General features: G+C 75.2%; 7 protein-coding genes and 4 pseudogenes. 5 read left to right on the top strand and 6 right to left on the bottom strand.

Translation table 11 applies throughout. The features are described from left to right. Positions 1-88: 88 nt before the first annotated feature. Positions 89-1,499 (top strand): LCP family protein (locus MW084_RS10735; protein ID WP_420833738.1); only part of this gene is annotated, 1,411 nt, incomplete at its 5' end. A 15-nt stretch (positions 1,500-1,514) separates the two neighbouring features. On the opposite strand, the gene MW084_RS10730 is transcribed toward MW084_RS10735, so the two are convergent. After that, positions 1,515-2,048 carry an acyl-CoA thioesterase gene (locus tag MW084_RS10730; protein ID WP_010472649.1) on the bottom strand — a complete coding sequence of 178 codons (534 nt, stop codon included), beginning with the start codon at positions 2,046-2,048 and terminating at the stop codon, positions 1,515-1,517. A gap of 118 nt (positions 2,049-2,166) precedes the next feature. Between MW084_RS10730 and MW084_RS10725 the strand changes: the two are divergent. Together MW084_RS10725 and MW084_RS10720 are read left to right on the top strand one after the other, a co-directional pair. Beyond that, positions 2,167-2,390 (top strand): annotated as a pseudogene (locus tag MW084_RS10725) (LCP family protein); the annotation flags it as partial. A gap of 39 nt (positions 2,391-2,429) precedes the next feature. After that, positions 2,430-3,439 (top strand): LCP family protein (locus MW084_RS10720; protein ID WP_275563564.1); only part of this gene is annotated, 1,010 nt, incomplete at its 5' end. A 70-nt stretch (positions 3,440-3,509) separates the two neighbouring features. Here MW084_RS10720 and MW084_RS10715 read toward each other — a convergent pair. The 5 genes and pseudogenes from MW084_RS10715 to MW084_RS10695 all read right to left on the bottom strand — a co-directional run. After that, a pseudogene (locus MW084_RS10715) lies at positions 3,510-5,072 on the bottom strand (LCP family protein); the annotation flags it as partial. A gap of 277 nt (positions 5,073-5,349) precedes the next feature. After that, positions 5,350-6,832 (bottom strand): annotated as a pseudogene (locus MW084_RS10710) (LCP family protein); the annotation flags it as partial. Between the two features lie 142 nt (positions 6,833-6,974). Then, a pseudogene (locus MW084_RS10705) lies at positions 6,975-7,155 on the bottom strand (LCP family protein); the annotation flags it as partial. A 251-nt stretch (positions 7,156-7,406) separates the two neighbouring features. Next, positions 7,407-8,606: an LCP family glycopolymer transferase gene (locus tag MW084_RS10700; protein ID WP_010472737.1), complete on the bottom strand. Its 1,200-nt coding sequence runs from the start codon at positions 8,604-8,606 to the stop codon at positions 7,407-7,409. Between the two features lie 177 nt (positions 8,607-8,783). Then, complete coding sequence (locus MW084_RS10695) at positions 8,784-9,557, bottom strand: TIGR03089 family protein (protein WP_010472739.1); 774 nt, start codon at positions 9,555-9,557, stop codon at positions 8,784-8,786. Positions 9,558-9,688: 131 nt separating this feature from the next. Here MW084_RS10695 and MW084_RS10690 point away from each other — a divergent pair, with 131 nt between their 5' ends. Next, a complete protein-coding gene (locus tag MW084_RS10690) occupies positions 9,689-11,410 on the top strand; it encodes an N-acetylmuramoyl-L-alanine amidase (protein WP_029553649.1) in 1,722 nt (573 codons plus the stop codon). A gap of 153 nt (positions 11,411-11,563) precedes the next feature. Continuing rightward, complete coding sequence (gene manB, locus MW084_RS10685) at positions 11,564-12,646, top strand: mannose-1-phosphate guanylyltransferase (RefSeq protein ID WP_010472742.1); 1,083 nt, start codon at positions 11,564-11,566, stop codon at positions 12,644-12,646. Positions 12,647-12,946 lie beyond the last annotated feature (300 nt).

The raw sequence follows: 12,946 nt of genomic DNA, 5'->3' as shown, positions 1-12,946 counted from the left end.
GGCTCGGAGATGTGTATAAGAGACAGCTCCCCGGCCCGCCGGCCCGGGGGGCGAGNCGGCCGGCCGCGCCCGGGGCGGGGNNAGNNNNGCCGGCCCGCCGGCGGTGGAGCCGGTGGGGGGCGCGGCTGGCGACGACCCTGTCCGTCCTGGTCCTCGCGGTCGGCGGCATCGGCCACGCCGTCGTCACCGGCCTCGACACGGGGATCGGCCGGGTCGAGGCGTTCGCGGACGCCAAGAACCGCCCCGCGGCCGGCCGCGGCACGAACGTCCTGCTCGTCGGCACGGACGGCCGCGGCAAGGTCACGCCCGCGCAGAAGGCCCGGTACCGGCTCGGCGGCGCCCCCTGCAACTGCACGGACACGATCATGCTGGTGCACCTCTCGGAGGACCGCCGCCGCGTCAGCGTGGTCTCCCTGCCCCGCGACTCGTACGTCGAACTGCCCGCCCACACGGACGCGGCCACCGGCGAACGCCACGGCGCCCACCCGCTCAAGCTGAACGCCGTCCACGCCGAGGGCGGGCCGGGCCTCACCGTCCGGACCGTGGAGCGGATGAGCGGCGTGAAGATCGACCACTACCTGGAGATCGACTTCACCGGCTTCATGCGCGCCGTCGACGCCCTCGGCGGGGTCCGGATCTGCACCGCCCGCCCCCTGAAGGACCCGTACACCGGCCTCGACCTGCCCGCCGGGACGCACACCCTCGACGGCGGCGAGGCCCTGCGGTACGTGCGGTCCCGCCACGTCGACGGGTCCTCCGACCTGGGGCGGATGCGGCAGCAGCAGCGGTTCGTCGCCGCGCTGCTCGACCGGGCGGCGGACGGCGGCGCGCTGCCGGACCCGGCGCGGCTGCGCGCCGCCCTCGCGGCGGCGGCCGGCTCGGTCCGCGCCGACCGGGGGTTCGGCACGCAGGAGGCGCTGGAGCTGGCCGGGGCGGTGCGCGGCCTGACGGCGGCGTCGTCCGAGTTCGCGTCCGTACCGGTCGAGGCGGCGGAGGGCACCCGGGTCGACGGGGTGGGCGCGACGGTGAGGTGGGACGCGGCGCGCGCGCGGGCGCTGTTCGCGGCGATCCGCGAGGACCGGCCCCTGGGCGCCCGCCCCGCCGGGCCGGCACCGCGCCGCGAGGCCGTCGCCGCCCCGCCCGGGGACGTCCGCGTCCAGGTGTACAACGGCACCCGGGTCCGCGGCCTGGGCGCCCGGGTGGACGCCGCGCTGCGGGCGGCGGGCTTCGCCACGACCCGCACCCCGTACAACGCCGGGCGGCGGGACGTCGCGCGGACCGTCGTCTCGTACGACCCGGCCCGGAGGGGCTCGGCGGAGTCCCTCGCGGCGGCGCTGCCCGGCGCCCGGCTGCTGGCCGTGCCCGGTCAGGGGCCGCTGGTGAGGGTCACCGCCGGCACGGACCTCGCGGCCGGTCCGGTACGGGCCGGGGCCCCGGCCGCCGCGCGGGGGCCCGCCGGGGACGGGGCGCTCACCGGCGACCGGATCGCCTGCCCCTGACCGGCCCGCGGCGGCTCAGTCCTCCCTGCCCTCCGCCGCGCGGCGCTCGCGCAGTTCCAGGATGGCGCGGCGGCGGGCCAGGCGGTGGGTGCGGCGGATCTGGGCCTCCTGGTAGCGGCGCCGGTCGCGCTCGGTCTCCGGGATCACCGGCGGCACGGGGCGGGGCCTGCCGTCCGCGTCGACGGCGGCGAACACCAGGTACGCCGAGCCGACCCGGGTGGCCGGGGTGGACTCGTTCCACCGCTCGGCGAGCACCCGCACGCCGATCTCCATGGAGGACCTGCCGGTCCAGTTGACCTGCGCCTTCACATGGACGAGGTCGCCGACGCGGACGGGCTCCAGGAAGACCATCTCGTCCATGGACGCGGTCACCGCGGGTCCGCCGGAGTGCCGCCCGGCGACCGCGCCCGCCGCGTCGTCCACCAACTTCATGATCACTCCGCCGTGCACCGTGCCGAGCAGGTTGGTGTCGTTGCCCGTCATGATGTGGCTGAGCGTGGTGCGGGAGGCCGAGGTGGGCTTGCCCTCGGGGATGGCCTGGTCTGTCATGCCCCCACCCTATGCCCGGGGGCAGGGGGGCCGGCATTGCATCAGCTTGGCCACAGTGGCGGCCCGATTTCCCACCCGCCCTGTGAGGGCGGCGCGTTCGCCCGGCACACTGTTGCGCATGAATGACTGGCCTGAAGGATGGTCCGGCGGCCGTGACGCGCGTCACGGCCGCGGCGGCGCCGACGCCCGACCCGAGGGCGCCCGTGTGATGCCCCCCGCACGGCGCGGCTCCGTCCCGCCGCAGCAGCGGCAGGGGTACGACGACGTGGTCGGCCACGCCGCGCCGTACGACAGCGGTTACAACACGGGCCAGGTCTACGGCGTCCCCCGCGGCGGCCGCGGNGGNCGNNNNGGCCGGGCGGCGGTGGCGGGNCNNNGCNNCGCCGCCGCACGGCCCCGGCGCCCGCCCCGCGCCGGACTGGAGGCGCCGCCTGAAGGTCGGTTCGATCACGCTGGCGGCCGTCCTCGTGGCCACCACGATCGGCACGTACTTCTGGGCCGACGGCAAGATGCGCCGCGAGGTGGACCTCTCCAAGGTCGTCGAGCGCCCGCAGGAGGGCGACTGCACGACGTACCTCATCGTCGGCTCCGACAGCCGCGAGGGCATGACCGGCGAGGACATGAAGCGCCTGCACACCGGTTCCGCCAAGGGCAAGCGCACCGACTCGATGATGATCCTCGCCGCCTGCGGCAGCGGGAACACGATGATCTCCCTGCCGCGCGACTCGGACGTGGAGATCCCCACGTTCGTCGGCTCCGAGTCCGGCAAGACCTTCCAGGGCACCGGCCGCCGCGTGAAGCTGAACGCCGCGTACGCCGAGGACGGCCCCGAACTCCTCGTCCGCACCGTCGAGCACAACACCGGCCTGCGCATCGACCACTACGCGGAGATCGGCTTCGCGGGCTTCGCCAACATCGTGGACGCGCTCGGCGGGGTCGAGATGACCATCGAGAAGGGCTTCAAGGACAAGAAGTCCGGCGCCGACTTCCAGGCGGGCAAGCAGACCCTCGACGGCGAGCAGGCGCTCGCCTTCGTCCGGACCCGCTACGCGTTCGCCGAGTCGGACCTGGCGCGGACGAAGAACCAGCAGAAGTTCCTCGCGGCGCTCGCCAACCAGGCGGCGACGCCCGGCACGATCCTCAACCCGTTCAGGCTGTACCCGACGCTCGGCGCCGGCCTCGACACGCTCGTCGTCGACCAGGACATGTCGCTGTTCGACCTCGCCGAGATGTTCTTCGCGATGAAGAGCGTCAACGGCGGCGACGGGAAGTCCATGAACATGCCCGTCTCGGGCAGCCGCGGCGGCAACCTCGTCTGGGACAAGGCGAAGCTCAAGGAGCTGGTGCGGCAGATCCAGAACGACGAGAAGGTCACCGTCACCGGCGACTGACGGCCACCGGCACGGAAGGGCGGGGCCGGCCACCGCGTACGGTGGCCGGCCCCGCCCTCCGTGCGGCCCGCTACCACTGGTAGGGCTTGTACACGTCCATGCAGGCGTCGTCGTCGGCGCCGTTGGAGTTCTCGGCGTCCGGCGGCAGGTCCCCGGCCTCGGGCCGCTTCCGCTCGGGGAACACGTCGCCCTCGCGCCAGTCCGCGCCGACCGTCAGCCTCAGCCCGTCCACGTCGCCGGAGGCCCGCACCGCGTCGGCCGGCAGGCCGACCGCCCGCGCCACCGACAGCGCGTCCGCCCTGCCCTGCGCGCCGGACGCCTCGGGGTAGGCGAGGACCGTCTCCGACGCGGGCGTCAGCTCCTGGGAGAGGACGGCCCCGGTGAAGCCCTTGCCGCGCAGCACCTCGGCGATCCCGCCGGCGCGGCCCCCCACCACGTGCTGCCCGTCCGCGCCGGTGCCGTTGACGACCGTCACGGTGAGCGAGGACGGCGCGGCGGCGGCCGGCCCGGACGCCTTCGGCTTCGGCGCGGCGGACGGCTTCGCCGCCGGGGCGGTCCCGCCGTTGCCGTCGAAGGGGACGTCCTCGCGGAGCATCCGCCAGATCTGCCGCGCGGACCTCTCCGCGGGCACCAGGTGCGCGCGGTTGCGGGGGTCCTGGACCGTCGGCAGCGTCGTCATGGTGATGCGGTTGGCGGGGACGTCCTTCAGCTCCATGGCCAGGCCGAAGAGCTCCTTCACCGACCCCAGCCCCTCGGACACCTCCAGGGCCTTCGTACCGGCCTCCGCGAGGTCCATGATCCTGCCGGTGTCGGTGAACGCGTTCTGCTCCTTGAGCTGGCGCAGCATCGCGTTCATGTACATGTGCTGGGCCTTGGCCCGCCCCTGGTCGCTGAAGAAGGCGTGCCGGGTGCGCAGCCACTGGAGGGCCTGCTCGCCCTTGACGTACGTCTCGCCGGCCTCCAGCTTCAGCCCGGAGCCGCCCGGGACCTGCGGGGTCGGCCGGTCCCACACGTTCTGCCTGACGCACACCGGGACGCCGCCGACCGCGTCGGCCATCCGCACCACGCCGGCGAAGTCGACCATCATCCAGTGGTCGATGTAGACGCCGGTCAGCGCCTCCCAGGTGGTCAGGGTGCAGCCGGGGCCGCCGCGCTGGAGGGACTCGGTGATGATCCGGCTGGTGGGCGGGTACTCCTCGCCCGTCGCGGTGTCCTTGCAGGCGGGAATGGGGACGCGGGTGTCGCGCGGGATGCTCACCACGGCGGCGCTCCTGCGGTCCGCGGAGACGTGCAGCAGCATCTGCACGTCACCGCGCGGCTTGTCGCCCACGGTGTCCCTGGCGCCGCCGAGCGCCAGGTTCTCCTTGGAGTTGCGGCCGTCCGCGCCGATCAACAGGATGTTGAGCGGGGTGTTGCCGGACGCGTCGGGCGCCGCCTTCTCCACCCCGCTGTCGCCGCCGCTGCGGTCGCCGCTGCGGATGTTGCCGTCGAGGTGCTCGATGTAGAGGTACCCGGCGCCCGCGGTGGCCAGTATCAGCAGCGACAGCACCGAGGCGACCCAGCGGAGCACCCGCCGCCCGCCGCCCGCGGCACGCCGCCGCGCCCTCGGGCGGCCCGCGGGGCGCCCGAGGGCNCGNCGCCGGGCGCGGCCGGTCCGGCCNNGGCCCCCTCGCCGTCCGGGCCGTCGTCCGGGGCCCGGGCGCCCTCGGGCCCGGCGCCGCCGGACGGCGTGCCCGTGCCGCCGGGCGCCGGCGTCCCACCGGTCCGGTCGTGATCGGGGCCCGCCCCTCCGGAGCCGTCGCCCCGGTCCGGGCCACGGGCACCCCGGGCGTGCGGAACGCCGTTCCGCGTCCCCTCCCCACGCACGCTGCTGTGTCCCACCCATGCCCCCCTGTGCTCTCAGGTCCGCGTCACTTCGCGCACACCTGCTTGTCCGCCGCCATCGCACCCTCCGGCGCCTTCGCCGGACCGGTGAGGGGGACCCCCGCCCCCTTGAAGTCCTTGCCGAGGGTGAGCGTCATCGGCTCGCGCTCCCCGGCGTCCGCCGTCCCCTGCTTCATCGCGCCGGCGGGCAGCCCCATCAGGTCGGCGAGCGTGCGGGCCTGGTCGGCCTGGTTCGGCGCGTACTCCAGGGTCGTCTTCGCGATCTCCGCCGGGGCGTTGGCCCTGTTGGTCGACTTGAGGACGCCCGCCGAGTTCTGCAGCCAGTTGAGCGTCGCCTGGGCCCCGCCGCGTACGCCGCTGCCGTTGTACACGTCCACCCGCACGTCGCCGGGTTCGGCGCGGGGGCCCTTGAGGAGCGCGGCCTGCGCCTCCTTCCGGGCGTTCTGGACGTCCTTCTCCTTCTGCTCCACCTCGGTGAGCGAGATGTCGTTCCTGATGATCGAGAAGAGCGGTTCGGCCTTCGCCTCGTCGAGGACGACCGTCGCCTTGACCTGCTCGGCCGGGTTGTCGAGCACCGGGACCGTGGCGAAGGTGATGTTCTTCGGATCGACCTTGGCGATCTCCATGCCCAGTTCCTGGAGCTTCTTGACGCTGCCTATGCCGTCGTCGACGGTGAGCGCCTTGGTCGCCGCGTCCGCGAGGTCCAGCAGCTTCGACGGACTGGTCAGCGTGTCGCTCGACTTCATCTTGCGGAACATCGAGCCCATGAACTGCTGCTGCGTCTGGATGCGGCTCAGGTCGCTCTTGTTGCCGAACGCCTGCCGGGTGCGGACGAACGCCAGCGCCTGCTCGCCCTCGATGGTGCTGGTGCCGGCGGGCAGGTCGAGGCCGGACTTCTTGTCCTTCACGGCCTGCTCGACGCACACCTCGACCCCGCCGACGGCCGACGACAGCGTCTTCACGGCGTTGAAGTCGACCATCATGAAGTGGTCCACGGGGACGCCGGTCATCTTGTGGACGGTGGCCATGGTGCAGCCCGGGTTCCGGTCCATCTGGCCGAGGCTGGTGTTGAACCGCACACCGCTCTGGGCGGGGATCCTCTTCTCCGAGCCGTCCTCGAGCTTCGTCGTGCACTCGGGGATGTCGGTGATCAGGTCGCGCGGGATGGACAGGGCCGTGGCGTTCGTCCGGTCCTTGGAGACGTGCAGGAGGATCGTGGTGTCGGCGTGGCCGGGGCTGTTCTTGTCGCCGTAGCCGGAGTTGCCCTGGCCGGTGCGCTTGTCGGTGCCGATGACCAGGATGTTGATCGCCTGGTCCTTCTTGAAGCCGTGGCCGCCGCCGGCGCCCGCGATGTCGATGGTGCTGAGGTTCCCGTCGAGCCGCTCGTACAGGTAGTAGGCGCCGGCACCGGTGGCGAGGAGGACGAACGCGGTCACCCCGCCCGTCCACACCAGCGCCTTCCTCGTACGGGTCTTCTCCTTGCCCCTGCGCCGGCCGGCCGCCGCGGGGNNCNNGGCCCGGCGCCCGCCGCCCTGCGCGGGCGGTTCGGCGGCCCGGCGCCTGCGCTGCCCGGGGACCTCCGCCGCCCGGCGCCGGGAGCCCGCCGGGGTGTATAGGAGACAGGGCCGGAGCGGCCGGGGCGNNGCGGACNGGGACGGGCCGCGGGCGGCGCGGCGGCGGCCGGCCGGCTGGGCGGCGGCCCGGGGAGCGGGGGACGGCGACTGCTCCGCGGAGTGGTCCAGTCGCAGTTCGTAGTTACCGGTCTGCGGGTTCAGTACCCACTGGTCGGCGGGGTCGATGCCCTCCGCCCCTCCACGGCTGTGCGCGTCCACGGTCGCCTGAATCCTCCGTCGGTGCCACGCGAGGCGCCTTCCCCCCGTCGGGCGCTCGGTCTTTCGCTCCACGGTGCGCGTCCTGCATCGGCCGCTCGCACCGGATCGCGTCACACTATCCGCCCAGTTCAGCGCGGAGCGACGTCCGTGACAAATTCCACGTTCCTTACAAGCGGGCAATCCGCCCAATCGTCATACTCCGCCGCTTCGTCGGGGCCTTCCTCGCGTCCTTGCGGGACCCCGCGCCCGGGCTAGGGGCAGGCGTTCGAGGCCGCGTCGGTCCCGGTGAACGTGGGCACCGGGGCGGGGGCCCGCCGCCCGCCCGGGGGAGCGGCGGGCGTGCCCGCCCCGGACGGTTCCGCGGTCGGCGGTGCCGGCGGCTCCGCCCGGCCGCCGTCCCGCCCGGTGCCCGGGACGACCGCCACCGGCGCGTCCGCGCGCAGCCGGCCGAACAGCCGCTCCGCGTCCGGCTGCACCAGTTCGTCCCGGTTCGGGTCGGCGTGGTGGGGCCGCCGGGGGACCGTCAGGAACCGCACCTCCTCGGCCGGTACGCCGCGCAGCCGCCGCACCAGGTCGTACAGGTCCCTCAGCGAGCCGAGCCCGGGGTCGGTGGTGAGCGACCGGGTCGCCGCGTCCAGGACCGGGTACAGCCGGGCCGGGTTGAGCAGGACGCCGTTGCTCTGCACCTTCGCCACGAGCGCGCCGAGGAACTCCTGCTGCCGGTTCATGCGCTCGGTGTCGCTGCCGTCGCCGAGCGACTTGCGGGCCCGTACGTAGCCCAGGGCCTGCTCCCCGTCGAGCGTCCGCGGCCCGGCCGGCAGCCTCAGCCCGGCGTCCGGGTCGTCGACGGGCTCGCGGACGCACACCCGTACGCCGCCGACGGCGTCCACCATCTCCTTGAAGCCCCGGAAGTCGACCACCACGTGGTGGTCGACGCGGATGCCGGTCAGCCTCTCGACCGTGCGGACCGTGCACGCCGTCCCGCCCACCTGGAACGCCAGGTTGAACTGGGCGAACCGCGGCGCGGACCGCTTGCCCGCCTTCGTGCGGCAGGCCGGGACCTCCACCATCAGGTCGCGCGGGATCGACACGGCCGTCAGGCCGTGGCCGCGCGCCGACAGGTGGAGCAGGATCGTCGTGTCGGACCGCTGGGTGCCCCGGTCCCGCCCGTACGCGGCGTTCTCCCCGGCCCGGCTGTCGGAGCCGACGAGCAGGACGTTGCGCCCGCCGCGCGGGACGGGGGCGGGGCGCTCCCGCTCGTACCGCTCCAGCTCGGCCACCGCCGCCGCGTCGGTGGTGATGTTGCCGTCGAGCTTCCGGTACAGCCACCAGCCGGTGCCGGCCGCCGCGAGGACGACGGCGGACGAGCCGAGCGCCGCCCAGCGCGGCCACGCCGGCCGGCGCCCGGCCGGGGCGCCCGGGTCGGGGGGAGTGCCGGCGGTGTCCGTCACGTGGTCGGTCCGTCCTTCGAAGGCGTCGGCGGTGCCCGGGGCGGCCGTCGCGCGGGGTCCGCGCCCGGTGGGGCGTACCGCCGATGATGTACCGCACGGGCCCCCGGTACCCGGCGGACCCGGCACGCGGTCCGCCGGACGGGTGGACGGCGGCGCGCCGGACGGCCCCGGGCCGCGTCAGGCCGCGTCGGCCCGGGCGGTGACGCGCTCGCTCTCGATCCGCGCGGCCAGCGCCTCGGGCGCCAGCCGGTCCGGGTGGCGGCACAGGACGACGGAGCCGCCCGCCGCCAGCGGCGCGTACAGCCCCGCGGACACGCCGTCCCAGCGGTCCCAGGCCAGTCCGGACAGCAGCCGCGACCCGGGGCCCAGACCGCGCCGGGCCGCGTCCGCGCGGGCCCGGTCGACGAGCGCGGCGCCGGTCAGCTCCAGCCGGCCGCCCGCCCGGTCGTCCACGGCGAGGGCGGGGGAGTCCGGGTCGACGGGGGCGTACGGGGTGAACCGGTCGCCCTGGCCCGGCACCTCGACCGCGTAGTCCTGGTAGCCGGCCGGCGGCGCGGGGAAGCGCCGCCCCAGCGGGGCGAGCGACAGGGCGAGGCGGGTGCCGGAGCAGGCCAGGCCCTCGTCGAGCCGGTCCGGGCCGGCCACCACGTGGTCCGCGCCGGCCGGGTCGCCCCCCAGGTCGGCGACCACGCCCGCGGACGCGCAGGCGAGCAGCCAGACGGCGGTCTGCCAGTGCGCGGGCAGCAGCAGGGCGACCCGCTCGCCGGGCTCGGCGCAGAGCCCGTCCTGCAGCAGGTTCGCCGTCTTGGCCACCCAGTTGGCGAAGGTGGCCACCGAGAGTTCGACGCGCTCACCGGTGGCGTCGTCGTAGTACGTGACCAAGGGGCGGGCCGGGTCCGCGGCGAGCGCGGATCGCAGCAGGTCGGCGGGGGTGCGGTCGCTGGCGTTCACGGGGTGAAGGGTACGCGGGCGCGGCGGGCCCCTTGGTCACGTACTACGGGTGACCCGGTACTCCGGACGGGGCGATGGGGCGTCAGGAAATCCGAGAAGCGCAACTCCGGTGAAATGTCCACTATCTAGCCATGCGTTCCATTCGAGTTCCCTTGATCGGCGTAGCGGTCGCGGTCGCCACCGCCTCCGGCTCCGCCCTCGCGCTGCCCCTTCCCCCGTCCGCGCCGGCCGCCGCCGCACCCGCGGCGGGCGACGCACCGGATCCCGGCTCCACCCGCTCCCTGCCCCTCGCGCCGCTTCCCGGGCACGAGCGCAGCGAGGCTCCCGGCACCCGCGCCGCCCAGGGCCTGCCGCGCCGGGACGTCGAACCGTTCTCCCTGCTCGGCGTCGTCTGGGACGAGCCCGACGCCGAACTGCACGGCACCGTCCAGGTGCGCACCCGGTCCACCGCCACCGGCGCCTGGTCGCCCTGGCAGGACCTGGAGGTCCACCAGCACGACCACGCCGCCGACCCCGGTACGGCCGAGGCCCGTTCGCAGGCGGTGCGCGGCGGGACCGCCCCGCTGTGGGTGGGCGACTCGGACGGCGTCGAGGTGCGCGTACGGCCCGGGGCGTCCGGCGGGGACGCCGCCGCGGCGCCCCTGCCGCGCGGCCTGCGCGTCGAACTGGTCCACCCGGGCGACGGCCCGGCCGACGGGGCGGAACCCGGTGCCCGGAGCGCCGCGCGGGACGCGGACGCCGCGCCGCAGGACGGCGCCCCGCAGGACGGGGCGCCGCAGGCCGAACCGGGCTCCCCGGCGCCCGCGGGCACCGCCACCGGGGAGCCGGCCGAACCTGCCGCCGCCGAACCCGGCACCGCCGAGCCCGGCACCACCGAGCCCCCCACCGACCCCGGTACCGCCGCCGAATCCGCCGCCGCCGAACCCGGCGCCGACGGGGCCTCCGGCACCGCGCCGCCCGCTGCCGACGGGGCCACCACCGAGCCCGGAGGCACTGAACCCGGTACCGCCGAACCCGCCACCGACGGGGCCACCACCGACCCCGGTACCGCCGAACCCGGTACCACCGACCCCCCCGCCGAGCCCGGAGGCACCGCCCAGGACGTGCCCGGCGTGCTCACCGCGGCCGAGGCCGCGGCCTCGGCCGCCAACGCCGACCTCGTCGGCATCGGCGCCACCGAGATCCCCGAGCTCTCCAAGGCGCAGACCGAGGAGGGGCTCCCGGACACCACCGCCGCGAAGCCGTACATCGGCCCGCGCCCGCGCATCGTGACCCGCAAGGGCTGGGGTGCCGACGAGAAGCTGCGCGAACCGGGCTTCGTCTACACCAAGGCCGTCCAGGTGGCCTTCGTCCACCACAGCGCCACCGGCAACAACTACACCTGCGCCCAGGCGCCCTCCGTGCTGCGCGGCGTCTACCGCTACCACACGCAGAGCCTGGGGTGGCGGGACCTCGGCTACAACTTCGCCGTCGACAAGTGCGGGACCGTCTACGAGGGCCGTGCCGGCGGCGTGACCAGGTCCGTCCAGGGCGCGCACACCATGGGGTTCAACACCGCCACCACCGGCATCGTGGTCCTCGGCTCGTTCTCCTCCACCGCCCCGCCCGCCCAGGCCGTCACCGGCGTGGCGAGGCTGACGGCGTGGAAGCTGGGCATCCACGCCAAGGACCCGCGCGGCAGGAGCCCCCTGGTCTCGGGCGGCGGGAACCTGTACAAGAAGGGCACGAAGGTCCAGTTCAACAACGTCTCCGGGCACCGCGACGGCTACTCCACCGCCTGCCCCGGCGCCAAGCTGTACGCCAGGCTCGGGGCGATCCGCTCCACCGCGGCCAAGTACCAGGGGAGGCCCTGATCCGGCCGCCGTGCCGGGCCGTCCGTCCGGGTCTGCCTAGGATCTGCCTACACTGCCTGGTCGTACCGATCATATGAGCGCGCTCCGGCCGGGGCCGGAGCGCCGGGTCGGCCACCGCCCGACGACCGGCCCAGCAGGAAGCAGAGACGACAGGTGACAGAAGCGATCCTCCTGGTCGGCGGCAAGGGAACCAGGCTGCGGCCGATGACGGTGAACACGCCGAAGCCGATGGTCCCCGCGGCGGGCGTGCCGTTCCTCACCCACCAGCTCGCCCGGGCCCGGGCGGCCGGCGTCGAGCACGTGGTGCTGGCGACCTCGTACCTGGCCGAGGTGTTCGAGCCGTACTTCGGCGACGGATCGGCGCTCGGGCTCCACCTGGAGTACGTCACCGAGGTGGAGCCGCTCGGCACCGGCGGCGCGATACGCAACGTCGCCTCCCGGCTCACGTCGGGGCCGGACGAGCCCGTCCTCATCTTCAACGGGGACATCCTCACCGGCCTCGACATCCGCGCCCTGGTCGACACCCACCGGACCACGGGCGCCGACGTGTCCCTGCACCTGACCCGGGTCGAGGACCCGCGGGCGTTCGGGCTCGTCCCGACCGACCCCACCGGGCGCGTCACCGCCTTCCTGGAGAAGCCGCAGACTCCCGAGGAGATCGTCACCGACCAGATCAACGCCGGCGCGTACGTGTTCCGCCGGTCCGTCATCGACACGATCCCCGCGGGCCGGCCGGTCTCCGTCGAACGCGAGACGTTCCCCGGCCTCCTCGCGGACGGCGCCCACCTCCAGGGCATGGTCGACTCCACGTACTGGCTCGACCTCGGCACCCCGCAGGCGTTCGTCCGGGGCTCCGCCGACCTCGTGCTGGGCCGCGCCCCCTCCCCGGCCGTACCGGGCCGCTGCGGCGACCGCCTGGTGGTGGCCGGCGCGACCGTCGCCCCGGACGCCAAGCTGACCGGCGGTACGGTCATCGGCGCGGGCGCCGCGGTCGGCGAGGGCGCCCGGATCGACGGCAGCGCCGTCATGGCGGGCGCGGTCGTCGAACCCGGCGCGGTGGTGACCGACTCCCTCGTCGGCGCGGGCGCCCGGATCGGCGCCCGCACCGTGCTGCACGGCGCGGTGATCGGCGACGGCGCGCACGTGGGCGCCGACAACGAACTGCGCGACGGCGTACGGGTCTGGTGCGACGCCCGCCTGCCCGACGCGTCGGTCCGCTTCTCCTCCGACCAGTAGCGGGTCGCTCCGACCGGTAGTGGGTCGCTCCGACCGGTGGCCGCCGGCTCCGACCAGTAGCGGGTCGCTCCGGCCGGTGGCCGGTCACTCCGGCCGGTAGCGGGTCGCTCCGGCCGGTGGCCGCCGGCTCCGACCAGTGGCCGGCCGCTCCGATCAGTGGCCGCTTCCTCCGGCCGGTGGCCGGTCGCCGCCGGGGATACGCTGTGCGGAACCCGGACGTCCCGCACCGCCCCCTCGCCCCCTGGAGCTCTCGTGGCAGGCCGCTACGCCNGTCGCTTATCAACATCTGAAGATCTCCGA

Origin of the sequence: Streptomyces sudanensis (genome assembly GCF_023614315.1) — a bacterium.
Lineage (GTDB): Bacteria > Actinomycetota > Actinomycetes > Streptomycetales > Streptomycetaceae > Streptomyces > Streptomyces sudanensis.
The sequence above is the reverse complement of the archived record's forward strand: the minus strand, read 5'-3'. Positions and strand labels throughout refer to the sequence as shown.

Excerpts from the sequence above, each read along its gene's own strand:
- MW084_RS10690 (WP_029553649.1), top strand. The coding sequence starts at position 9,689 with ATGCGTTCCATTCGAGTTCCCTTGATCGGCGTAGCGGTCGCGGTCGCC.
- MW084_RS10730 (WP_010472649.1), bottom strand. The coding sequence starts at position 2,048 with ATGACAGACCAGGCCATCCCCGAGGGCAAGCCCACCTCGGCCTCCCGC.